General features: G+C 57.1%; 19 protein-coding genes and 1 pseudogene. 15 read left to right on the top strand and 5 right to left on the bottom strand.

What is annotated here, in order from left to right; all coding sequences use genetic code 11:
- Nucleotides 1-365: 365 nt before the first annotated feature.
- The 5 genes and pseudogenes from brnQ to A3466_RS17920 all read left to right on the top strand — a co-directional run bounded on the left by brnQ (nt 366) and on the right by A3466_RS17920 (nt 9187).
- A complete protein-coding gene (gene brnQ / locus A3466_RS17940; protein WP_063451713.1) occupies nt 366-1685 on the top strand; it encodes a branched-chain amino acid transporter carrier protein BrnQ in 1320 nt (439 codons plus the stop codon).
- Between the two features lie 81 nt (nt 1686-1766).
- Entirely contained in the window at nt 1767-3140 is a 1374-nt protein-coding gene (proY, locus tag A3466_RS17935; protein WP_063451712.1) for a proline-specific permease ProY, read from the top strand.
- Between the two features lie 164 nt (nt 3141-3304).
- Complete coding sequence (gene malZ, locus A3466_RS17930; protein WP_063451711.1) at nt 3305-5122, top strand: maltodextrin glucosidase; 1818 nt, start codon at nt 3305-3307, stop codon at nt 5120-5122.
- Nucleotides 5123-5213: 91 nt separating this feature from the next.
- Nucleotides 5214-7817: pseudogene (locus A3466_RS17925) on the top strand (DUF2339 domain-containing protein).
- Complete coding sequence (locus A3466_RS17920) at nt 7814-9187, top strand: DUF3999 domain-containing protein (RefSeq protein ID WP_063451710.1); 1374 nt, start codon at nt 7814-7816, stop codon at nt 9185-9187. Before A3466_RS17925 ends, A3466_RS17920 begins: the two are co-directional and overlap by 4 nt.
- Before the next feature lie 43 nt (nt 9188-9230).
- Here A3466_RS17920 and A3466_RS17915 read toward each other — a convergent pair whose 3' ends face one another.
- Together A3466_RS17915 and acpH are read right to left on the bottom strand one after the other, a co-directional pair.
- Nucleotides 9231-9833, bottom strand: coding sequence for a peroxiredoxin C (locus A3466_RS17915; RefSeq protein ID WP_003859113.1), 603 nt, complete (start codon nt 9831-9833; stop codon nt 9231-9233).
- Between the two features lie 127 nt (nt 9834-9960).
- Nucleotides 9961-10542 (bottom strand): ACP phosphodiesterase, encoded by a 582-nt coding sequence (gene acpH / locus A3466_RS17910; protein WP_063451709.1) that lies wholly within the window; start codon nt 10540-10542, stop codon nt 9961-9963.
- Nucleotides 10543-10634: 92 nt separating this feature from the next.
- Between acpH and queA the strand changes: the two genes are divergently transcribed.
- From queA to secF, 5 genes are read left to right on the top strand one after another with little or no spacing between them, the layout of a single operon-like run.
- Entirely contained in the window at nt 10635-11705 is a 1071-nt protein-coding gene (gene queA / locus A3466_RS17905; RefSeq protein WP_063451708.1) for a tRNA preQ1(34) S-adenosylmethionine ribosyltransferase-isomerase QueA, read from the top strand.
- A gap of 53 nt (nt 11706-11758) precedes the next feature.
- Nucleotides 11759-12886, top strand: coding sequence for a tRNA guanosine(34) transglycosylase Tgt (tgt, locus tag A3466_RS17900; RefSeq protein ID WP_003859110.1), 1128 nt, complete (start codon nt 11759-11761; stop codon nt 12884-12886).
- Nucleotides 12887-12908: 22 nt separating this feature from the next.
- On the top strand, nt 12909-13241 hold the full coding sequence (gene yajC, locus A3466_RS17895; protein WP_003859109.1) for a preprotein translocase subunit YajC: 333 nt from the start codon (nt 12909-12911) through the stop codon (nt 13239-13241).
- Between the two features lie 27 nt (nt 13242-13268).
- Nucleotides 13269-15116, top strand: a complete 1848-nt coding sequence (gene secD / locus A3466_RS17890; RefSeq protein ID WP_003859106.1) for a protein translocase subunit SecD — start codon at nt 13269-13271, stop codon at nt 15114-15116.
- Nucleotides 15117-15126: 10 nt separating this feature from the next.
- Nucleotides 15127-16098 (top strand): protein translocase subunit SecF, encoded by a 972-nt coding sequence (secF, locus tag A3466_RS17885; protein ID WP_003859105.1) that lies wholly within the window; start codon nt 15127-15129, stop codon nt 16096-16098.
- Nucleotides 16099-16262: 164 nt separating this feature from the next.
- Here the strand turns inward: secF and A3466_RS17880 are convergent, their stop codons facing one another.
- The gene (locus A3466_RS17880) at nt 16263-17147 is read right to left on the bottom strand and encodes a nucleoside-specific channel-forming protein Tsx (RefSeq protein WP_063451799.1); all 885 of its coding nucleotides are present in this window, start codon (nt 17145-17147) and stop codon (nt 16263-16265) included.
- Between the two features lie 268 nt (nt 17148-17415).
- Nucleotides 17416-17955 (bottom strand): DUF3251 domain-containing protein, encoded by a 540-nt coding sequence (locus A3466_RS17875; protein WP_082830955.1) that lies wholly within the window; start codon nt 17953-17955, stop codon nt 17416-17418.
- Between the two features lie 152 nt (nt 17956-18107).
- Here A3466_RS17875 and nrdR point away from each other — a divergent pair, with 152 nt between their 5' ends.
- From nrdR to thiL, 5 genes are all read left to right on the top strand, one after another.
- Entirely contained in the window at nt 18108-18557 is a 450-nt protein-coding gene (gene nrdR, locus A3466_RS17870; protein WP_003859099.1) for a transcriptional regulator NrdR, read from the top strand.
- Nucleotides 18558-18561: 4 nt separating this feature from the next.
- Nucleotides 18562-19665, top strand: coding sequence for a bifunctional diaminohydroxyphosphoribosylaminopyrimidine deaminase/5-amino-6-(5-phosphoribosylamino)uracil reductase RibD (gene ribD / locus A3466_RS17865; RefSeq protein ID WP_063451706.1), 1104 nt, complete (start codon nt 18562-18564; stop codon nt 19663-19665).
- An 87-nt stretch (nt 19666-19752) separates the two neighbouring features.
- A complete protein-coding gene (gene ribH / locus A3466_RS17860; protein WP_003859098.1) occupies nt 19753-20223 on the top strand; it encodes a 6,7-dimethyl-8-ribityllumazine synthase in 471 nt (156 codons plus the stop codon).
- 21 nt (nt 20224-20244) lie between these two features.
- The gene (nusB, locus tag A3466_RS17855) at nt 20245-20664 is read left to right on the top strand and encodes a transcription antitermination factor NusB (RefSeq protein ID WP_006809908.1); all 420 of its coding nucleotides are present in this window, start codon (nt 20245-20247) and stop codon (nt 20662-20664) included.
- 77 nt (nt 20665-20741) lie between these two features.
- A complete protein-coding gene (thiL, locus tag A3466_RS17850) occupies nt 20742-21713 on the top strand; it encodes a thiamine-phosphate kinase (protein ID WP_063451705.1) in 972 nt (323 codons plus the stop codon).
- A gap of 90 nt (nt 21714-21803) precedes the next feature.
- Here thiL and A3466_RS17845 read toward each other — a convergent pair whose 3' ends face one another.
- Nucleotides 21804-22778: an aldo/keto reductase gene (locus A3466_RS17845; protein ID WP_063451704.1), complete on the bottom strand. Its 975-nt coding sequence runs from the start codon at nt 22776-22778 to the stop codon at nt 21804-21806.
- Nucleotides 22779-22835: the final 57 nt, after the last annotated feature.

Genomic DNA, 22835 nt, shown 5'->3' with positions numbered 1-22835 from the left:
GCCCGTTTGCTTTGCAGTCAAGCGAAACGCGGCTGAATATTATACGGCTGCTGCTTTTTTGTTCGCATGATTAGCCATGAGTTTTTCTTATACATGGCATATTATTTTGGTCTGCATTTTCATGCTGGCATATTGTTCTGGTTTTACGATCCCTCCTTGCCTTTAAACGTTATAAGCGTTTAAATTGCCCCCCATATACTGTCAGACCGACTGTATATGCGTGGTAAATCGAAAAACTATTCTTCTCCACGCCAGGACGGGAGCATATCCCGCTGAAATTGAGCAAATTTTCCGCTGCATTGTCCCGGCAGGGATGGCGAAAATCTCAACGTTTTCAACACCACATCCACAGGCAGTAAGGTTTTATGACCCATCACTTGAAATCGCGTGACATTATCGCGCTGGGCTTTATGACATTTGCGCTGTTCGTTGGCGCAGGCAACATCATTTTCCCGCCAATGGTTGGCTTACAGGCGGGTGAACACGTCTGGACGGCTGCGTTTGGCTTTCTGCTGACTGCCGTGGGTCTACCGGTACTGACCGTCATCGCGCTGGCGAAAGTGGGCGGCGGTGTGGACAGCCTCAGCACCCCGATTGGCAAAGTGGCCGGCGTTCTGCTGGCAACCGTCTGCTATCTGGCCGTTGGCCCGCTGTTCGCAACCCCGCGTACGGCGACCGTCTCCTTTGAAGTGGGTATCGCTCCGTTGACCGGTGACGGCGCGATGCCGCTGTTTATTTACAGCCTGATTTACTTCGCCATCGTGATTCTGGTTTCTCTCTATCCGGGCAAACTGCTGGATACCGTAGGTAACTTCCTGGCACCGCTGAAAATTGTGGCGCTGATTGTGCTGGCGGTTGCGGCTATCGTCTGGCCTGCGGGTCCTATCAGCTCCGCGATGGACGCGTATGAGAACGCCGCGTTCTCAAACGGTTTCGTGAATGGCTATCTGACGATGGATACGCTCGGCGCGATGGTGTTTGGTATTGTTATCGTTAACGCCGCGCGTTCTCGCGGTGTGACCGAAGCGCGTCTGCTGACCCGCTACACCATCTGGGCTGGCCTGATGGCCGGTGTCGGCCTGACGCTGCTGTATCTGGCGCTGTTCCGTCTGGGTTCAGATAGCGCAACGCTGGTCGATCAGAGCGCAAACGGCGCGGCGATCCTGCATGCTTACGTGCAGCACACCTTTGGTGGGGCAGGCAGCATGCTGCTGGCCGCGCTGATTTTCCTGGCGTGTCTGGTGACGGCGGTGGGCCTGACCTGCGCCTGTGCAGAGTTCTTCGCCCAGTATCTGCCGCTCTCTTACCGCACGCTGGTGTTTATCCTCGGCATCTTCTCCATGGCGGTGTCGAACCTCGGTCTGAGCCACCTGATTCAGGTGTCCATTCCGGTGCTGACGGCGATCTATCCGCCATGTATCGTGCTGGTCGTGCTGAGCTTCACGCGTCCGTGGTGGCATAACTCTACGCGAATTATTGCGCCAACCATGTTTATCAGCCTGATTTTTGGTATCCTTGACGGGATCAAAGCATCAGCATTTGCAGAAATCCTGCCAGCCTGGACACAGCGTCTGCCGCTGTCCGAGCAGGGCCTGGCCTGGCTGATGCCTTCCGTTGTTGCGCTGGTTCTGGCGATTGTTTGGGACCGTGCTGCCGGGCGTCAGGTAACCTCCAACGCCCATTAATCAACGGCAACAAATTGTTTAACCACGGGGCTTAAGGCCCCGTGGTTTTTTGTTTTTTTCGTGTTGAATGGCAAGATTTTAATGGAAAGCACTAACAAACTTAAACGTGGATTGAGCACCCGCCACATCCGCTTTATGGCGCTGGGCTCGGCTATCGGCACCGGTCTTTTTTATGGCTCGGCAGATGCCATCAAAATGGCCGGTCCAAGCGTTCTGCTGGCCTACATCATCGGCGGTGCCGCGGCTTATATCATCATGCGCGCGCTGGGTGAGATGTCGGTTCACAACCCGTCTGCCAGCTCGTTTTCACGCTACGCGCAGGAAAACCTGGGCCCGCTGGCCGGTTTTATCACCGGCTGGACCTACTGCTTCGAAATCCTGATTGTCGCGATTGCTGACGTAACGGCGTTTGGCATCTATATGGGGGTCTGGTTCCCCGCCGTGCCGCACTGGATCTGGGTGCTGAGCGTGGTGCTGATCATCTGCGCCGTTAACCTGATGAGCGTGAAGGTGTTTGGCGAGCTGGAGTTCTGGTTCTCCTTCTTCAAGGTTGCGACCATTATCATCATGATCCTCGCCGGTTTCGGCATCATTATCTGGGGTATCGGTAACGGCGGTCAGCCAACCGGAATTCATAACCTCTGGAGCAACGGTGGCTTCTTCAGCAACGGCTGGCTTGGGATGGTCATGTCGCTTCAGATGGTCATGTTCGCCTATGGCGGTATCGAGATTATCGGCATCACCGCCGGGGAAGCGAAAGACCCTGAGAAGTCCATTCCGCGCGCCATTAACTCGGTGCCGATGCGCATCCTGGTGTTCTATGTGGGCACGCTGTTTGTGATTATGTCCATTTACCCGTGGAACCAGGTGGGCACCAACGGCAGCCCGTTTGTTCTGACCTTCCAGCATATGGGCATTGCGTTTGCGGCCAGCATTCTCAACTTTGTGGTGCTGACCGCCTCGCTGTCGGCCATCAACAGTGACGTGTTCGGCGTGGGCCGCATGCTGCACGGCATGGCAGAACAGGGCAGCGCGCCGAAGGTGTTTGCCAAAACGTCGCGTCGCGGCACTCCGTGGGTAACGGTGCTGGTGATGACCGTGGCGCTGCTGTTCTCGGTCTACCTGAACTACATCATGCCGGAGAACGTCTTCCTGGTGATCGCGTCGCTGGCGACCTTCGCCACCGTGTGGGTGTGGATCATGATCCTGCTGTCGCAGATTGCGTTCCGTCGCCGCCTGTCGCCAGAAGAGGCCAAAGCGCTCAAGTTCAAAGTGCCGGGGGGCGTGCCAACGACCATCGTCGGCCTCATCTTCCTTGTCTTCATCATTGGCCTGATTGGTTATCACCCGGATACACGTATCTCCCTGTACGTGGGCTTCGCGTGGATCGTCCTGCTGCTGGTGGGCTGGATGTTTAAATGCCGCCGCGACCGCCAGCTGGCGGAAGCAGAGTAAGATAAAAATGCCGGGTGGCGCTGCGCTTACCCGGCCTACACGCCTTTTTGCCCCGGCAAAAAGTCTCATCCCCCGTCCTCCTCCCCCAATAAATTCCGTCATGGTGAGCTAACCTTAACAACCCTGTGGCAAGGTGACGTCAATTTCATCAAAGGGGATTCGTGATGTTAAACGCCTGGCACCTTCCGGTTGCCCCATTTGTTAAGCAAAACAAAGACAACCTTGTGATTACGCTCTGGCTGGCGGGGGAAAATCAGCCTGAACGCGTGACGCTGCGCGCCGAAGTGGATAATGAAGAAACGTCGCTGAAAATGCACAAAGTGCGCAGCCAGCCGCAGCCGGGCATCACGGCGTGGCGGGCAAATATCGATTTGCGCAGCGGTCAGCCGCGACGCCGTTACGGCTTTAAGCTGCTGTGGAATGACCGTCAGCTGTGGTTTACCCCGCAGGGATTTAGCCGTTTTCCGCCCGCGCGCCTGGAGCAGTTTGCGGTGGACTGCCCTGATAGCGGCCCGCAGTGGGTTAATGATCAGGTCTTTTACCAGATTTTCCCGGACCGTTTTGCGCGTTCTGAAAAGCGCACCGCCGATCAGGACAAGGTCTACTACCATCATGCGGCCGGTCACGACATCATCCTGAAAAAATGGGATGAGCCGCTGACCGCCCAGGCGGGGGGATCAACCTTTTATGGCGGCGATCTCGACGGTATCAGTGAAAAACTGCCGTACCTGAAAATGCTCGGCGTGACGGCGCTCTACCTGAACCCGGTGTTTAAAGCGCCAAGCGTGCACAAATACGATACTCAGGATTATCGCCACGTTGACGAGCAGTTTGGCGGTGACGAGGCGCTGCTGCGGCTGCGTCACAACACGCAAAAAGAAGGTATGCGTCTGATCCTCGATGGTGTGTTCAACCACAGCGGGGATTCTCACGGCTGGTTTGATCGTCACAATCAGTCGATGGGGGGCGCATGCCATAATCCGGACTCCCCGCAGCGTGACTGGTACAGTTTTGACGAGGAGGGGCGCGCTCTGGACTGGCTGGGCTACCCGAGCCTGCCGAAGCTCGATTTCCAGTCGCCCTCGCTGGTGAATGAGATCTACGGCGGGGAAGACAGCATCGTGCGCCACTGGCTCAAGGCGCCGTGGAATATGGACGGCTGGCGGCTGGACGTGGTGCATATGCTGGGGGAAGCGGGTGCGGCGCGAAATAATCTACAGCATGTCGCCGCCATTACCCGCTCGGCAAAAATGGCCCGCCCGGAGGCATTCGTTTTCGGGGAGCATTTTGGCGACGCGCGCCAGTGGTTGCAGGCAGATGCGGAAGACGCGGCGATGAACTATCGCGGCTTCACCTTCCCGCTGTGGGGGTTCCTCGCTAACACCGATATCTCTTACGATCCGCAGCATATTGACGCCGAAACCTGCATGGCGTGGATGGATAACTATCGCGCCAGCCTGTCGCATCAGCAGCAGCTGCGGATGTTCAACCAGCTCGACAGCCACGATACCGCGCGCTTTAAGTCGCTGCTGGGTAAAGATGTGGCGCGCCTTCCGCTGGCGGTGACCTGGCTCTTCACCTGGCCGGGCGTACCCTGCATCTACTATGGCGATGAAGTCGGGCTGGACGGCAACAACGATCCGTTCTGCCGTAAAACCTTCCCGTGGGAGCCTGAAAAGCAGGATCAGGACCTGTTCAGCCTGTACCAGCGCATGGCGACGCTGCGCAAGCAGAGCCAGGCTCTGCGCTACGGGGGCTGTCAGGTGGTGTACGCCCACGATAACGTGGTGGTGTTTGTTCGCGTCTATAACCAGCAGCGCGTGCTGGTCGCAATCAACCGGGGCGAGGCGTGCGAAGTCGTGCTGGACAATTCCCCGCTGCTGGCCGGTAAAACGTGGAAGAGTAAAGAGGGCAAAGCGACGTTCCTGGAGAGCGTGCTCACGCTTCCCGCTATTTCTGCGGCGGTCTGGTTCGGCAGTTAACCGCAGGCAGAAGGGTTTTCACCTTTTAAGATGGCGCAAATGCAACTATTTGTGTCAATCTTAACGGATCGTTTACGGTGAAGGTGGAAACATGGACGAGCTTTACATCCTTGGCTGTTTGTTCCTGGTTTTTGCGCTGGTAGTGGCACCCGTGCTGGCGGTTATCGGCTTTAACCGAAGCACGGCGGCGAAGCAGGAGATCGCCCGGCTTCGCCAGCGCATTGAGGCGCTTGAGCAGCGTGGTGTGGCTGGAAAAGTGCCGGCGCCGGTGCAGGCCGTCACGCCGGTGGAGGAACCTGCGGCAGAGGCCGTTACCGCACCTGTCGATCCCTAGCGTCCCGAACCGCCCGTCACCGAAGCAAAACCTGCACCTGTACGGGCGGCAAAACGGCCTTCCGCCTTTGGCGGCATTCTCTCCTCGCTGACGCGCTGGTTCATGCAGGGCAATCCGCTGGCGAAGCTGGGGATTGTGCTGCTCTTCCTGGGTCTCTCTTTCCTGCTGCGCTATACCGTTGAACATTCACTGTTCCCGCTTGAGCTGCGCCTTGCCGCCACGGCGCTGTTTGCCATGGTTCTGCTGGTCATTGGCTGGCGGCTGCGGCACAGGCAGCGTATCTATGCCCTTATTCTCCAGGGCGGGGCGACCGGCGTACTCTACCTGACCGTCTTTGGCGCATTCCGGCTGTGGCAGATGCTGCCGATGACCCTGGCGTTTGCGCTGCTGGTGGTGATTTGCGCGGCGAGCGTTGGGCTGGCCGTTCTGCAAAGGGCCCTGAGCCTTGCCATGCTGGCGAGCCTCGGCGGATATCTCGCCCCGCTGCTTCTGTCGACGGGCGGGGGAAGCTTTGTGGCGCTGTTCTCCTTCTATCTTCTGCTGTCCATCGGCATTCTCGTCATCAGCATCTGGCAGCACTGGCGCGAGCTCAATCTGCTCGGGCTGCTCTTTACGTTCGGCGTTGGCGGCTTGTGGGGGCTGAGCGACTACCAGCCTGAAGACTATGTCATCTGCCAACTGTTCCTGATCGCCAATACGCTGATTTTCGGCGTGCTTAGCGTGGCGCTGTCGCTGCGGGCGCAGGAAAAAGGCAAGCAGATTATTGACGGCGTACTGCTGTTTGCCCCGCCGCTGGTGGGTTTTGGGATGCAGTATGGCATGACGTCGCACTGGACGTACGGCCCGGCGCTCAGCGCGCTGGGCTACGGTGCGTTTTACCTCTCGCTGGCGTTTCTCGCGCTGCGGCGTTACCCCTCCATCGGACGACCGCTGGTTATGGCGGCGCTGGCGATTGGCGGCGGGTTTGCCACGCTTGCCATCCCGCTGGCGCTGTCGGCACGCTGGACGGCGATGGCCTGGGCGCTGGAAGGGCTGGGCATCCTGTGGCTGGGCGTACAACAGCAGCAGCGGCGCATGAGTTATAGCGGGACGGCGCTGCTGATCCTGGCGCTCGGCAGCGCCATGTGGGCGCAGATGAACGGCGTCACGTCGCTGAGCCTGCTGCTGATCTTCGCGGTGCTTAGCCTCTGCTGGCTGGCTGCGGCCTGGCTGTGGCGGAAAATCGCTCTGCCGGGCAGCTGGGCGCTGCTGGCCGGTGGGCTGCTGTTCTGGCTGGTGGCGCTGGTGGGCGCGTCGCAGCTGATCCTTAAGCCGGAGCTAGCGGTTCTGGCGGGCGTGCTGACGCTGACGGCGGTGTCGGCCTGGGGCTGGCGGCGAATTGCCGCGCGTCTGGCATGGCGGGAGCTGGATGCCAGTAAATGGCTGCTGTGGCCGATGATGCTGCTGATGGTACTGTATCAGGTCTCGCACCAGCAGATCCTGGCGGCCGGCTGGGCAAATCTTGCCTGGTGTATTGCGCTTCCTGCCGCCCTGATGCTGCTGCGGCACGACGAAGAAAAACATCTTCCGCGCCTGTCGATGGGGCTGCACCTGTCGCTGTTGTGGATGATTTTGCTGGCGCTTGGCGCTGAGCTTTACTGGTTTGCCCGCTCCTTGCCGTGGGGGATGGCGGCCTGGGGAAGCGGCATCGCCATGGCTGTTGGCGGTGGGGTAATTATGACGCTCTCCGCGGCCGTGCGGCATCGCGCGTGGCCGTTTCGAGTCTGGCCTGCACTCTATGCCTGTCTTAGCATGATACCGGTGGTTGTGGTGCTCATGGCATTGCTGGTGGTCACCAATTTCCAGGACGGCGTGGTCTATCGTCAGACCTGGCTGCCGCTGGTGAACCCGCTTGAGGAAGGGGCGGCGTTCGCCCTGCTGGGGCTGGTGGTCTTCTATCGGGCCGTGGATCGCTACTATCCGGCATCGCTTGCGCAGTCCCGACCGTGGCCCGCCGTTGCGCTGATGGCGCTTGGCTTCTGGTGGCTCAACGGCGCGCTGCTGCGCGCGCTGGCATGGTACGGCGAGGTGGCCTGGAACATGGAATCGCTGTGGCATTCGCGGCTTATTCAGACCACCTTTGCCCTGTTCTGGATGTTCTGCGCGCTGGTGGTGATGATCCGCGCCACCCGTCGGGCCTCCCGCCAGCAGTGGCTTGGCGGTGCGACGCTGCTGGGCGTGGTCATGCTCAAGCTGATGCTGGTCGACAGCGCGGGCGGAGGCGGTCTGGCGCGCGCCGTCGCGTTTATTGGCGTGGCGATCCTGGTCCTGATTGTGGGCTATTTCTCGCCGCTACCGCCTAAAGCAGGAGAAGAAAAATGAAATGGATGAAAGCGGTTGTTTGTGCGGCACTGCTGGCCCAGTCCGGTCCGGCGATAAGCGAGAGCGCACCGGCGGAATCTCCCCGGGATTATGCCTTCGGCCTGTCCCTTGATACCTCAACAGCGTCGCCGTGGTATCGGGTCATGCTGCCGTTGTCCGTCTACCAGCAGAGCACATCGCCCGATCTGCGCGACGTCCGCGTGTTTAATCAGGCGGGGGAGGCGGTACCGTTCAGCCTGGTTACCACAACGCGTCCGCAGCCAGCGCCGACCACAACGCCTCTGCGCCTCTTTGCGCTTAACGCCTCGCCGGACAGGGAAGAGGGCAGCGGCGAGAAAATTATGCTGCGGGCCAGAAACGGCGTGGAAATTGTGCTGGAAGGGCAGAAAGCGGCGGCGGCCGGACAGCACTATCTGCTGACTCTGCCGGAAAACGCGGCTGAGGTTCCGCTCTCTCAGCTTCAGCTGATTTGGGACGCGCCGCAGGGCTCGTGGCAGGGGACCTCATCGGTCTATTACGGTGAGGATCTGAAAAACTGGTCAGCCCTGCGCGAAGAGATGCCGCTGCTGGACGTGATGAGCGGGCAGGATCGCCTTAAGCTCGACCGCATCGATACCGATATGGTGTTATCCCCTGAGGCGAATCGTTATCTGCTTCTGGTGCTGAACACGGGGCATTCTGCCCTGACGTTAACCGGCGTCAACGCCATTAACGCCCCTGCACAGGCGGGATCTGAACACATTAGCCTGGCGGGAGAGGGAGAGCGTGTATCCGAAAGCGAAGCCGTGTGGCGCTGGACGCATCCGCAACCCCTCAGTGCGATTGGCTTCATGCTGAATGGCGACGGCGTTCTCCCGGTAGAAATAGCCTGGCGGAGTTCGGACAAAGATCGGTGGCATACGCTGAAAAAAGAGGTGATCTACCAGCTTGGCGGTAAAACGTCTGAACCGGTTTCGCTCCCGGGCGGGCTGGTCGAGGCGGTGAAAATCAACGCCCTGAACGCGCGCCTGCCGCAGAACCTGCCGGGCGTGACCGGGCAACGCGTGCGCTACGATCTGGTGTTCAACGCGCAGGGAAGAGGGCCGTACCTGCTCGCGTGGGGGAACGGGGCCGCTAAACCGGCAAGCGTGGACATGGATATGCTGATCCCGTCCGGGCTGCGTAAGACCTACGATCTGGCAGCCCTGCCGATGGCCGATACGCTGGAGGCTGTCCCGCTGGGTGGCGAGGCGCGTTTAACCGCGACGTCTGCGGCAGAGCAGGAAAGCCGGATGAAAACGCTGATGGTCTGGGGCGTACTGATCGCAGGGGTAATGCTGCTGGCGGGAATGGCCTGGCGCATCTGGCGAGAGACGCAGCGTAAGGCATAAAAAAAGGCCCGCATAAGCGGGCCTTCTTCGTAAACCGTGCCGATTACAGGCTGGATACGTTCTCAGACAGGTATTTTGCTACGCCGTCTGGGGAAGCAGCCATACCTTCTTTACCTTTTTCCCACTGAGCCGGGCACACTTCACCGTGCTCTTCGTGGAACTGGAGCGCGTCAACCATGCGCAGCATTTCGTCGATGTTACGACCCAGCGGCAGATCGTTCACAACCTGATGACGAACGATGCCGTTTGCGTCGATCAGGAAAGAACCACGCAGTGCAACGCCAGCGTCCGGATGTTCGATACCGTAAGCCTGCTGGATTTCGCGTTTGATGTCCGCAACCATCGCGTATTTCACCGCACCGATGCCGCCGTTTTCGACAGGGGTGTTACGCCATGCGTTGTGTACAAATTCAGAGTCGAAGGAGACGCCAACCACTTCCACGCCACGCTTCTGGAATTCTTCGTAACGTTTGTCGAACGCGATCAGCTCAGACGGGCAAACGAAAGTGAAGTCCATTGGCCAGAAGAACAGAACGGTTGCTTTACCGTTGGTGTGCTGTTTGAAGTTGAAGTTCTCAACGATTTCACCGTTACCCAGAACTGCGGCAGCTGTAAAATCCGGGGCCGGACGAGTTACCAGAACCATATGATTCTCCTGTAGATACTAAGGTTATTTGGAACGCAACGCGGGCCAGTATAGAGACTGCGCGGGAATAAGACAAAGAGGTGGTAACAATCGTTCCACCAGTTTTTACCTATCAATCAAACCGGCATCACAGTTCTTTATTTTTTGCCTGCATCATCATACGCGGGTAGAACTGCCAGAAGCGGGTTTCCAGCGCATCGTAATGTTCATCCAGGTCATGCCATGAGTCGCGCAGCGCGTCCAGACGCGGGCGGCGGCTCGCCATGCCGTTCAGGACGCTCTGAATAAAATCCATCTCGCGGTATCGCTCCAGCCAGCGTTCAGACCACAGATAGTTATTCAGATTGACAAAGCGCGGCGGGGAGTCCGGCAAAATGATTGAGACCTGCGCGTGGGCGTAGCGCACAAACTCTGGCAGCGTCATGTCAGTCGACAGCTGTGACCAGTGGCGCGACAGGAAATGATCCCACATGACGTCGAGCGTGATTGGCGCCACGCGTCGCGTTTCGGGGCGGAACCAGGCTTTGGCTTCCGTTACTTCCGGCAGGTTATCGGTCAGCACGTCGATGCGGCGGTGCATAAAAATCCCGTCGACAACCTCGGGGGAGTAGTCTTCCGCGGGGTTGCCGCGCACGAAATCGGCCAGCAAATTGCCGGAGAGGGAGCTGTTCGCGAGGTGGGCCAGATGCAGGTGAGCGAGAAAATTCATGCGTTTTATTTGTCCGGTGGCGGCTAGTTGTTGCAGCAAAAGGGCGCGAGCACTAGACTATGCCGCCTGTTTTTAAGTCACGAGTATACGTCATGCGCGTCGCCGATTTCTCCTTTGAACTACCTGAATCCCTGATTGCTCACTACCCCATGCCTGAGCGTAGCAGCTGTCGCTTGCTGTCACTGGACGGGCCAACGGGCGCGCTGACGCACGGTACTTTCACCGATCTGCTCGACAAGCTCAACCCTGGCGATCTGCTGGTCTTTAACAATACCCGCGTGATCCCGGCGCGCCTGTTTGGCCGTAAGGCCAGCGGCGGTAAAATTGAAGTGCTGGTCGAACGTATGCTCGATGATAAACGTATTCTGGCACATATTCGCGCCTCCAAAGCGCCGAAGCCGGGCGCTGAGCTGCTGCTGGGCGATGACGAGAGCATTAAAGCGACTATGACCGCGCGTCACGACGCGCTGTTTGAAGTGGCGTTCGACGACGAGCGCACGGTGCTTGATATTCTCAACACCATCGGCCACATGCCGCTGCCGCCGTATATTGAGCGCCCGGACGAAGAGGCCGACCGCGAGCTGTATCAGACCGTCTACAGCCAGAAGCCTGGCGCGGTCGCGGCGCCGACCGCGGGCCTGCACTTTGATGAACCGCTGCTGGAAAAGCTGCGCGCCAAAGGTATTGAGATGGCGTTTGTCACGCTGCACGTCGGCGCGGGTACGTTCCAGCCGGTGCGCGTGGACAGCATTGAAGACCACATCATGCACTCGGAGTACGCCGAAGTGCCGCAGGAGGTTGTGGATGCGGTGCTGGCGGCGAAAGCGCGCGGCAGCCGCGTCGTGGCTGTCGGAACGACCTCCGTGCGTTCTCTTGAGAGCGCCGCGCAGGCTGCGAAAAGCGAGTTGATTGAGCCGTTCTTTGGCGATACGCAGATCTTTATCTACCCGGGCTATCAGTACAAAGTCATTGATGCGCTGGTGACCAACTTCCATCTGCCTGAATCTACATTGATTATGCTGGTGTCCGCGTTTGCGGGGTATCAGCATACGATGAATGCCTACAAGTCTGCGGTAGAACAAAAATATCGCTTTTTTAGCTACGGTGACGCGATGTTTATCACGTACAATCCGCAGGCTTTGAATGAGCGTGTCGGGGAATAAGTCCGCGGCACCGTATGACAACGTTGGACTGTTTTTCTGACGTCGGAGAAAAAATGAAATTTGAACTTGATACCACCGACGGTCGCGCGCGTCGCGGTCGCCTGGTGTTTGATCGCGGCGTGGTGGAAACCCCCGCGTTTATGCCTGTTGGCACCTACGGCACCGTAAAAGGGATGACGCCGGAAGAAGTTGAGGCCACGGGCGCACAGATTATCCTCGGCAACACCTTCCACCTGTGGCTGCGTCCGGGCCAGGAGATCATGAAGCTCCACGGCGATCTGCACGATTTCATGCAGTGGAAAGGCCCGATACTGACTGACTCCGGCGGTTTCCAGGTCTTCAGCCTGGGCGATATCCGTAAGATCACCGAGCAGGGCGTACACTTCCGTAACCCGATCAACGGCGATCCGATCTTCCTCGATCCGGAAAAATCGATGGAGATTCAGTACGATCTCGGCTCCGATATTGTGATGATCTTCGATGAATGTACGCCATACCCGGCAGACTGGGACTATGCGAAACGCTCCATGGAGATGTCCCTGCGCTGGGCGAAGCGTAGCCGTGACCGTTTTGATTCCCTGCAAAACAAAAATGCGCTGTTCGGCATTATTCAGGGCAGCGTTTACGAAGATTTACGCGATATCTCCGTTAAAGGTCTGGTAGAGATAGGCTTTGATGGCTACGCTGTCGGCGGTTTGGCTGTGGGTGAGCCGAAGGAAGATATGCACCGCATTCTGGAGCATGTCTGCCCGCAAATCCCGGCGGATAAACCACGATACCTGATGGGGGTGGGTAAACCAGAAGATCTGGTGGAAGGCGTACGTCGCGGCATTGATATGTTCGACTGCGTGATGCCTACCCGAAACGCACGTAACGGTCATCTGTTTGTTACCGATGGCGTGGTGAAAATCCGTAACGCGAAGCATAAGAGTGACACCAGCCCGCTCGATTCCGAGTGCGATTGCTATACCTGTCGCAATTATTCTCGCGCGTATCTGCATCATCTCGATCGTTGCAACGAGATTTTGGGCGCGCGTCTCAATACCATTCATAATCTTCGTTATTATCAGCGCTTAATGGCTGGTTTACGTAAGGCTATCGAAGAGGGTAAATTAGAGAGCTTCGTGACCGATTTCTACCAACGTCAGGGGCGGGATGTTCCACCGTTGAACGTTGATTAATTTTAATAATGAGGGAATTTGAATGAGCTTTTTTATTTCTGATGCGGTAGCAGCAACGGGCGCACCAGCGCAGGGCAGCCCGATGTCTCTGATTCTGATGCTGGTTGTGTTCGGTCTGATCTTCTACTTTATGATCCTGCGTCCACAGCAGAAGCGTACTAAAGAGCACAAAAACCTGATGAACTCCATCGCGAAAGGCGATGAAGTCCTGACCAATGGTGGCCTGGTAGGTCGCGTAACCAAAGTAGCGGAAAACGGCTACATTGCTATCGCCCTCAACGACACCACTGAAGTGGTTATCAAACGTGACTTCGTAGCTGCCGTTCTGCCGAAAGGCACCATGAAGGCGCTGTAATCCCAACTTTTCCCAAAGGGAACTGCCGTGTTAAACCGTTATCCTTTGTGGAAGTACATCATGCTGGTCGTCGTGATTATCGTCGGCCTGCTGTACGCGCTTCCCAACCTGTATGGTGAGGATCCGGCCGTTCAAATCACTGGCGCGCGCGGTGTCGCCGCCAGTGAGCAAACGCTGATCCAGGTCCAGAAAACGTTACAAGAAGAAAAAATTACCGCTAAGTCTGTGGCACTGGAAGAGGGCGCAATTCTTGCTCGCTTCGACACCACCGACACGCAGCTTCGCGCACGTGAAGCGCTGATGGGCGTGCTGGGTGATAAATACGTCGTGGCGCTTAACCTTGCTCCTGCAACCCCGCGCTGGCTGGCTGCGCTGAACGCAGAGCCAATGAAACTGGGTCTTGACCTGCGTGGTGGTGTTCACTTCCTGATGGAAGTGGATATGGATACCGCGCTCGGCAAGCTACAGGAACAGAATATCGACAGCCTGCGCAGCGATCTGCGCGATAAGGGCATTCCGTACACCACCGTACGCAAAGAAGATAATTACGGTATGAGCATCACGTTCCGCGACAGCGCGGCACGCGATCAGGCTGTGACTTATCTGTCTCAGCGTCACCGCGATCTGGTGATCACCTCTCAGGGCAGCAACCAGCTGCGTGCGGTCATGACCGACGCGCGTCTGAGTGAAGCCCGTGAATACGCCGTTCAGCAGAACATCAACATTCTGCGTAACCGTGTAAACCAGCTGGGCGTGGCTGAGCCACTGGTACAGCGTCAGGGTGCTGACCGTATCGTGGTTGAGCTGCCGGGTATCCAGGATACCGCACGTGCGAAAGAGATTCTGGGTGCGACAGCAACCCTGGAGTTCCGTCTGGTGAATTCCAACGTCGATCAGGCTGCTGCGGCCTCAGGCCGTGTTCCGGGCGATTCCGAAGTGAAACAGACCCGCGAAGGCCAGCCGGTTGTGCTGTACAAACGCGTGATCCTGACCGGTGACCATATCACCGACTCCACTTCAAGCCAGGATGAGTACAACCAGCCGCAGGTGAATATCTCGCTTGATAGCGCAGGTGGCAACATCATGTCTAACTTCACCAAGGACAACATCGGCAAGCCGATGGCGACCCTGTTCGTGGAGTACAAAGACAGCGGCAAGAAAGACGCCAATGGCCGTGCGGTGCTGGTGAAAGAGGAAGAGGTGATCAACATCGCCAACATCCAGTCTCGTCTGGGTAACAGCTTCCGTATTACCGGTATCAGCAACCCGAACGAAGCGCGTCAGCTCTCTCTGCTGCTGCGTGCTGGTGCGCTGATTGCGCCAATTCAGATTGTTGAAGAACGTACCATCGGTCCAACCCTGGGTATGCAGAACATCAAGCAGGGTCTGGAAGCGTGTCTGGCCGGCCTGGCGGTGTCCATCATCTTCATGATCTTCTTCTACAAGAAGTTCGGCCTGATTGCGACGTCTGCGCTGATTGCCAACCTGGTGCTGATCATCGGCATCATGTCCCTGCTACCGGGGGCGACGCTAACCATGCCGGGTATCGCGGGTATCGTCCTGACCCTTGCGGTGGCGGTCGACGCCAACGTACTGATAAACGAACGTATCAAAGAAGAGCTGAGCAACGGTCGTTCTGTACAGCAGGCGATTGAAGAAGGCTATAAAGGGGCGTTCAGCTCCATCTTCGATGCGAACGTAACAACACTGATAAAGGTTCTTATCCTGTATGCAGTGGGTACTGGCGCGATCAAAGGCTTTGCGATTACTACCGGTATCGGTGTCGCAACGTCGATGTTTACCGCTATTGTCGGCACCCGTGCCATCGTGAACCTGCTGTACGGCGGCAAGCGCGTCAAAAAGCTGTCTATCTGAGGAGTGCGTTGTGGCACAGGAATATACTGTTGAACAATTGAACCACGGCCGTAAAGTCTGGGACTTTATGCGCTGGGACTACTGGGCCTTCGGCATTTCAGGTTTTCTGCTGATTTTGTCCATCGTCATTATGGGCGTAAAAGGCTTTAACTGGGGTCTGGACTTCACCGGTGGTACGGTGATCGAAATTACCCTGGAAAAACCGGTCGATATGGACCAGATGCGTGAGTCTCTGCAAAAGGCGGGCTTTGAAGAGCCGCTGCTCCAGAACTTCGGCAGCAGCCGCGACATCATGGTGCGTATGCCTCCGGTACACGATGCCAACGGCAGCCAGGAGCTGGGCAGCAAGGTCGTCCAGGTTATTAACGAAACGACCAGCCAGGACGCGACGGTTAAGCGTATTGAGTTCGTCGGCCCGAGCGTCGGTGCAGACCTGGCGCAAACCGGTGCGATGGCGCTGCTGGTGGCGCTGATCTCGATCCTGATTTACGTCGGTTTCCGCTTTGAGTGGCGACTGGCGGCAGGCGTGGTTATCGCCCTGGCGCACGACGTGGTGATCACCATGGGCATACTGTCTCTGTTCCATATTGAGATTGACCTGACAATTGTGGCATCCCTGATGTCCGTTATCGGTTACTCACTGAACGACAGTATCGTGGTCTCTGACCGTATTCGTGAAAACTTCCGTAAGATCCGTCGCGGTACGCCGTACGAAATCTTTAACGTGTCGTTGACCCAGACGCTGCACCGTACGTTGATCACCTCCGGTACAACCCTGATGGTGATCCTGATGCTGTTCCTGTTCGGTGGTCCGGTGCTGGAAGGCTTCTCGCTGACCATGCTGATTGGTGTGTCTATCGGTACGGCCTCGTCTATCTACGTGGCGTCCGCGCTGGCGCTGAAGCTGGGTATGAAGCGCGAGCATCTGATCCAGCAGAAAGTCGAGAAAGAAGGGGCGGATCAGCCGTCTATTCTGCCGTAAGCGATCGTCTTACGCGGTATCGAAATCCCGGCCTGTTGGCCGGGATTTTTTTTGCGAGATTAAGCCGTAAAAAAAGCCAGCTGGATAGCTGGCTTTTTGTATCAGGAGAGCATCATTTTTTTAGGCCGGGTAAGGCGTGCCGCCACCCGGCACTCAACGCAGGATTAGAAGTTGTAACCCACCACCAGATAACCACCCCAACCGGTAGAACGCACGCTGAAGTCGCCGTTGCCGAAGTTCAGGCTCGCGTCGTCGTTCCACTGACCACCGTTGTGCCAGTAACGCGCAACAACAGAGTAGTGCCAGTGATCGTAGTTCAGCGCCAGGATGTGGCTGGAGGCGATGGAGTCATTGGTGCGCGCCTTCTTGCCGTTCAGATCGCGGAAGTCGTTGTCGCCCAGGTCTGAACCCCAGTCAAAGTTGGTGAAGCCGATGTAGCTCAGGTTACCGCCCCACAGCTGGGTGATTGGCACAAAGTATTTCACTTTGAAACGGTAGCCGTCCCATTCGTTTTCGTTCGCGGCACCGTAGTTCTGCCACTGGTATTTTGCATACACGTTCATGGACAGGCTCATTGGCAGGCCAGTCTCAATGTCGGTGCCCAGACCCATATACCATGTGCTCTGACGACCAGACTTGTTGCGGCCCATGTCGTAGATGTAGTTGTTTGCGAAATACCACTCTTTGAACGGACCAAACGCCAGGCTGGTGCCGGTCAGCTTGTCGATGGAGAAGCGCGGCTCGATCTCCATGAACAGAGGGGAACCATGGTTCCAGATACCTTTCGCGTCGGTGTTACCACCGAAGAAGACCGGTGCATCCATGTAGCCATAGAAATCAAACCAGTCTTTTTTTGCGAACGCTTCGTACTCAAGGTAGGTATCGTTACGGATCTGCGGTCCGAAACGGGTGTGGTAACTGCCCACAACGTTAACGCTCTGATGCCACCAGTCAGAAACATATTCTGGCTTGGTATTCTCCGCAGCGTTAGCCGTGAAAGAGGAGGAGAGTGCCAGAACTGCACCGGCTGCGAGTAATGTTTTTTTCATAATCATGCCACTGATTGAAATTCCCTTCCGGGAGTGAAAAATGCGCGAATTGCGTTTCTAAATATTTCGTGTTTCTGCGGAGCCTATTATAGGAATCCTTGCTCACAAAAATATGTGTTGTTTCACATATCTCTCACATACGTAATCGATTGCGTTCACGTTTGCGTACTTTAGACGGGCGGGATTGTAGCGACAATCATTTATGTTGCCAATCCATACGAAATGTAAATGTTAGCGGAGTGACATTTCACTCCGCTAAAAGGGGAGGTTATTGCGCGGCGGGTTGAATGTCGTGAATGCGGATAAAGCCTAACTGTTCCGGCGTCAGGCCGCTCAGCTGAACCGGGATGTCTACGTCGCTTGGCGCCAGCGTGCTGGCGGGGGCGGTGAAAAGCTGGTTCTTTACGTTCACTTCCTGATAGTTCTCGGTAGTGCCCTGAATCTCTCCCCACTCCACGGTGCCGGTAAAGGCCGGAAGCGGATCGTTGGACTCACCCTGGATACGCAATGTTGCGCGCGTACCATCCGCATTGGCTGCAACATTCACCAGAGACATTTTTAGCATGCCAATCTGGCTGTTGAGTCGTGCAGGCGTATTAGCCTCTGGCAACAGATAAACGCCATTGCTGGATTTGGCATTCAGCGCGTTCTGCTGGGTGATCTTCACGGTTTCCTGGTTAAGTTTGTTCATCGCCACGTTGAGCGTATTCACGCTTTGTTTCATCTCGCGGACTTCACTTTGCTGTGCGCAGGCGCTGAGCGTGAACAGGCTCCCCACCAGCACGATTTTCAGGTAACGTCTTGTCATTGCGTTTAATTCCTTGAAATCACAGAGTGCTGCAATGGTAGACAGGATAGTGCCGCCAGGCATAGATCCTTTGTCTCAAAAAGCTCTTCCTTTGTTGTCGGGCCAGTTCAGGGTAAAATAGAAATCAGTTAACCAGATAACAGGGACATCGTATGCATTGCCCATTTTGCTCCGCCGTGGATACCAAAGTCATCGACTCACGTCTTGTAGGCGAAGGGTCTTCCGTGCGCCGTCGCCGGCAGTGTCTGGTGTGCAACGAGCGTTTTACCACCTTCGAGGTGGCAGAGCTGGTCATGCCGCGCGTGGTAAAAAGTAACGATGTGCGCGAACCGTTCAATGAAGAAAAACTGCGCAGCGGGATGCTCAAGGCGCTGGAAAAACGGCCCGTCAGCTCCGATGACGTCGAAATGGCGTTAAACCACATCAAATCCTATCTGCGTGGGTTAGGCGAGCGCGAAGTGCCGAGCAAAATGATTGGTAATCTGGTGATGGAACAGCTGAAAAAGCTCGATAAAGTTGCTTATATCCGCTTCGCCTCCGTTTACCGCAGCTTTGAAGACATCAAAGAGTTTGGCGAAGAAATCGCCCGCTTACAGGATTAAGCCCATGCACGACGAGATGTACATGGCGCGAGCCATGAAGCTGGCGCAGCGCGGTCGGTTTACCACTCACCCTAACCCCAACGTCGGGTGCGTCATTGTTAAAGATGGCGAGATTGTGGGGGAAGGTTTTCACTACCGCGCAGGCGAGCCGCATGCTGAAGTGCATGCCCTGCGTATGGCGGGGGAGAACGCGCGAGGCGCGACGGCCTACGTGACGCTGGAGCCATGCAGCCACCACGGGCGCACGCCGCCGTGCTGTGAAGCGCTGATTGCGGCAGGGGTCTCCCGCGTGGTCGCCGCTATGCAGGATCCTAACCCGCAGGTGGCAGGCCGCGGCCTGTATCGTCTGCAACAGGAAGGGATCGACGTCAGCCACGGCCTGATGATGCAAGATGCTGAAGCCATCAACAAAGGCTTCCTGAAGCGCATGCGCACCGGTTTTCCGTATATCCAGCTTAAGCTGGGTGCCTCGCTGGATGGCCGCACGGCAATGGCCAACGGCGAGAGCCAGTGGATCACCTCGCCGCAGGCAAGGCGCGATGTGCAACGTCTGCGCGCACAAAGTCATGCTATTCTCACCAGCAGTGAAACGGTGCTGGCTGACGATCCGGCGATGACCGTGCGCTGGGATGAGCTGAATGCGGAGACCCAGGCGCTTTATCCGCAGGAGAACCTGCGCCAGCCGCTGCGCATTATTATTGATAGCCAGAACCGCGTGATGCCGGAGCACCGCATCGTGCAGCAGCCGGGTGAAACCTGGATTGCGCGCACCCAGGAAGATGCGCGCGAGTGGCCGGAAGGCGTGCGCAGCATTATGGTGCCGGAGCATAACGGACATCTGGATCTCGTGGTGCTGATGATGTTGCTCGGCAAACAGCAGGTGAACAGCATCTGGGTCGAAGCTGGTCCGACGCTCGCGGGCGCGCTGCTCCAGGCGGGGCTGGTGGATGAGCTTCTCGTCTACGTTGCGCCTAAACTATTAGGAAACGATGCCCGCGGCCTGTTTGTGCTGCCCGGCCTTGAAAAACTGGCCGATGCGCCGCAACTTTCATTCAGCGAGATTCGTCCGGTGGGTCCGGATGTCTGCCTCCATTTAACGACAGCGTAATTGCTCCCGAAATAGGGAAGCAGTACGCAAAGTATTATGATAAAATCCGCCCCCCTGCGGGGCCAAATGAACCCGTAAAGGAAGAGTATGAACATTATTGAAGCTGCTGTAGCTACCCCGGACGCTCGCGTCGCCATCACCATTGCGCGTTTCAACAACTTCATCAACGATAGCCTGCTGGAAGGTGCGGTTGACGCCCTGAAACGTATCGGCCAGGTTAAAGATGACAATATTACCGTCGTTTGGGTACCAGGTGCTTATGAACTGCCACTGGCAGCCGGCGCGCTGGCGAAAACCGGTAAATACGACGCGGTGATTGCACTGGGTACCGTTATTCGTGGCGGCACTGCGCACTTCGAATACGTTGCGGGCGGTGCAAGCAACGGTCTGGCGCACGTTGCGCAGGATGCTGAAATTCCTGTCGCGTTCGGCGTGCTGACCACCGAAAGTATTGAACAAGCCATCGAACGTGCTGGCACCAAAGCCGGTAACAAAGGTGCAGAAGCTGCACTGACCGCGCTTGAAATGATCAATGTATTGAAAGCCATTAAGGCCTGATTTTTTTGTAAGGGGAATTCCGTGAAACCTGCTGCTCGTCGCCGCGCCCGTGAATGTGCCGTCCAGGCACTTTACTCCTGGCAGTTGTCCCAGAACGACATCGCTGATGTTGAATACCAGTTCCTGTCAGAACAGGACGTGAAAGACGTTGACGTTCTGTACTTCCGTGAACTGCTGTCGGGAGTGGCGACTAATAGCGCGTATCTCGATGGCCTGATGAAGCCATACCTGTCCCGTCTGCTCGAAGAGCTGGGCCAGGTGGAAAAAGCAGTGTTGCGTATCGCGCTGTTTGAGCTGTCTAAACGTGACGATGTGCCGTACAAAGTGGCCATCAACGAAGCGATCGAACTGGCGAAAACCTTCGGTGCTGAAGACAGCCACAAGTTTGTAAACGGCGTACTTGATAAAGCCGCACCTGCGATCCGTCCCCACAAAAAGTGATCCGCAAACCGGAGTCCTGCATTGTCGAAACGGCAGTGCGGCTCCGGTTTTTTCTTTTATTTGCTGAGGCATAACGTATGGCATGCGGCGAATTCTCCCTGATTGCCCGTTATTTCGACCGTGTCAGAACCTCTCGTCTTGATGTTGAAACCGGCATTGGCGATGACTGTGCACTTCTCAATGTTCCCGAAAAACAGACGCTGGCAATCAGCACCGACACCTTAGTATGTGGGCGTCACTTTCTGCCCGATATTGATCCTGCTGACCTGGCGTATAAGGCGCTGGCGGTCAACGTCAGCGATCTGGCGGCAATGGGCGCCGACCCGGCCTGGCTGACGCTGGCCCTGACGCTGCCGGAGGTGGATGAAGCCTGGCTTGAAGCGTTCAGCGATGCGCTGTTTGAAGAGCTGAACTATTACGATATGCAGCTGATTGGCGGCGATACGACTGCCGGGCCGCTGTCGATGACCCTGGCCATTCACGGCTATGTGCCTGCCGGGCGCGCGCTCAAGCGCTCGGGCGCGAAACCGGGAGACTGGATCTACGTGACCGGTACGCCGGGAGACAGCGCGGCAGGTCTGGCGATCCTTCAGAACCGTTTAGCGGTTGAAGATGCGGACGATGCGGCGTACCTGGTGAAGCGTCACCTGCGGCCAACGCCGCGTATTCTGCACGGTCAGGCGCTGCGCGAGCGGGCCAGTTCGGCTATCGACCTGTCTGATGGGCTGATCTCCGATCTTGGTCATATCCTGAAAGCCAGCGGCGTGGGCGCACGTATCGATCTGGATCTGTTCCCGCTGTCAGAGCAGTTGCGTCGTCATGCCGAGCCTGAACAGGCGCTGCGCTGGGCGTTATCCGGTGGGGAAGATTATGAGCTGTGCTTTACCGTGCCCGAACTTAATCGCGGGACGCTGGACGTGGCGTTAGCGCATCTGGGAGCGAAATTTACCTGCATTGGGCAGGTGATGCCGGAGAGCGAAGGGCTACTGTTTGTCCGTGATGGCGCCCCGGTTACGCTTGACTGGAAAGGGTACGATCATTTTGGGTGAGTGTTTTGCCGGGTGGCGGCTTCGCCTTACCCGGCCTACGATCTCACTCTATTTGTAGGCCGGGTAAGCGCAGCGCTACCCGGCAAGTGTTTACTTAAACCCAACCACCGGATGCTGCTGATACGGCGTCTCCAGCTCGGCAACCTGCTCCGGCGTCAGCGATAAATCCACCGCGCTTAACAACTCGTCCAGCTGTTCTTCCCGCGATGTACCAATAATCGGTGCGGCGACACCCCGCTTGCCCAGCAGCCACGCCAGCGCCACCTGCGCGCGCGTTGCGCCGATATCGTCGGCGATCCCGGCTAAACGTTCGGCAATCAGCGCATCGCTGGCTTCGGTACCGGAATAAAGATTTTTACCCACTTCATCCGATACCAGCCGCGCCGTGGTTTCTCCCCACGGACGGGTTAAGCGTCCGCGCGCCAGCGGGCTCCACGGGATCACCGCCACGCCTTCCTGGTCGCAGAGCGGCAGCATCTCGCGTTCTTCTTCCCGGTAAATCAGGTTGTAGTGATCCTGCATGGTGACAAAGCGTGCCCAGCCGTGCTGCGCCTGGAGATCGAGCGCTTGAGCAAACTGCGACGCGTGCATTGACGACGCACCGATATAGCGCGCTTTACCCGCTTTCACGACATCGTTGAGCGCTTCAAGGGTTTCTTCAATTGGCGTGTTGTAATCCCAGCGGTGAATTTGCAGCAGGTCGACGTAATCCATGTTCAGGCGTCTGAGGCTGTCATCGATGGAACGGAGGATCTGCGCGCGAGAAAGGCCTTCAGTCAGATCGCCTGACGGGTAGTATACCTTGGTGGCGACCACAATCTCATCCCGACGGGCAAAATCACGCAGGGCGCGGCCCACAATCTCTTCGCTGCTGCCGTCAGAGTAGCTGTTGGCGGTATCGAAGAAGTTGATGCCGCCGTCTATGGCGCGCTTGATGATAGGGCGGCTGCTCTCTTCCGGCAGCGTCCAGGCGTGATTTCCCCGGTCAGGCTCGCCAAAGGTCATGCAGCCCAGGCAAAGCCGGGACACCCTGAGGTCCGTTTTTCCTAATGTCGTGTATTGCATGGTTCCGCTCCTGCTGTTTAAACAATACGTTTAAGCATAGCAGGAGCAGAAAAGGGG

Origin of the sequence: Enterobacter genomosp. S, assembly GCF_001631805.1 — a bacterium.
Taxonomy (GTDB): Bacteria; Pseudomonadota; Gammaproteobacteria; order Enterobacterales; family Enterobacteriaceae; genus Enterobacter; species Enterobacter quasihormaechei.
The sequence above is the reverse complement of the archived record's forward strand: the minus strand, read 5'-3'. Positions and strand labels throughout refer to the sequence as shown.

Coding starts and splice junctions, on each gene's coding strand:
- brnQ (WP_063451713.1), top strand. CDS start 366: ATGACCCATCACTTGAAATCGCGTGACATTATCGCGCTGGGCTTTATG.
- proY (WP_063451712.1), top strand. CDS start 1,767: ATGGAAAGCACTAACAAACTTAAACGTGGATTGAGCACCCGCCACATC.
- malZ (WP_063451711.1), top strand. CDS start 3,305: ATGTTAAACGCCTGGCACCTTCCGGTTGCCCCATTTGTTAAGCAAAAC.
- A3466_RS17920 (WP_063451710.1), top strand. CDS start 7,814: ATGAAATGGATGAAAGCGGTTGTTTGTGCGGCACTGCTGGCCCAGTCC.
- A3466_RS17915 (WP_003859113.1), bottom strand. CDS start 9,833: ATGGTTCTGGTAACTCGTCCGGCCCCGGATTTTACAGCTGCCGCAGTT.
- acpH (WP_063451709.1), bottom strand. CDS start 10,542: ATGAATTTTCTCGCTCACCTGCATCTGGCCCACCTCGCGAACAGCTCC.
- queA (WP_063451708.1), top strand. CDS start 10,635: ATGCGCGTCGCCGATTTCTCCTTTGAACTACCTGAATCCCTGATTGCT.
- tgt (WP_003859110.1), top strand. CDS start 11,759: ATGAAATTTGAACTTGATACCACCGACGGTCGCGCGCGTCGCGGTCGC.
- yajC (WP_003859109.1), top strand. CDS start 12,909: ATGAGCTTTTTTATTTCTGATGCGGTAGCAGCAACGGGCGCACCAGCG.
- A3466_RS17880 (WP_063451799.1), bottom strand. CDS start 17,147: ATGAAAAAAACATTACTCGCAGCCGGTGCAGTTCTGGCACTCTCCTCC.
- A3466_RS17875 (WP_082830955.1), bottom strand. CDS start 17,955: ATGACAAGACGTTACCTGAAAATCGTGCTGGTGGGGAGCCTGTTCACG.
- nrdR (WP_003859099.1), top strand. CDS start 18,108: ATGCATTGCCCATTTTGCTCCGCCGTGGATACCAAAGTCATCGACTCA.
- ribD (WP_063451706.1), top strand. CDS start 18,562: ATGCACGACGAGATGTACATGGCGCGAGCCATGAAGCTGGCGCAGCGC.
- ribH (WP_003859098.1), top strand. CDS start 19,753: ATGAACATTATTGAAGCTGCTGTAGCTACCCCGGACGCTCGCGTCGCC.
- thiL (WP_063451705.1), top strand. CDS start 20,742: ATGGCATGCGGCGAATTCTCCCTGATTGCCCGTTATTTCGACCGTGTC.
- A3466_RS17845 (WP_063451704.1), bottom strand. CDS start 22,778: ATGCAATACACGACATTAGGAAAAACGGACCTCAGGGTGTCCCGGCTT.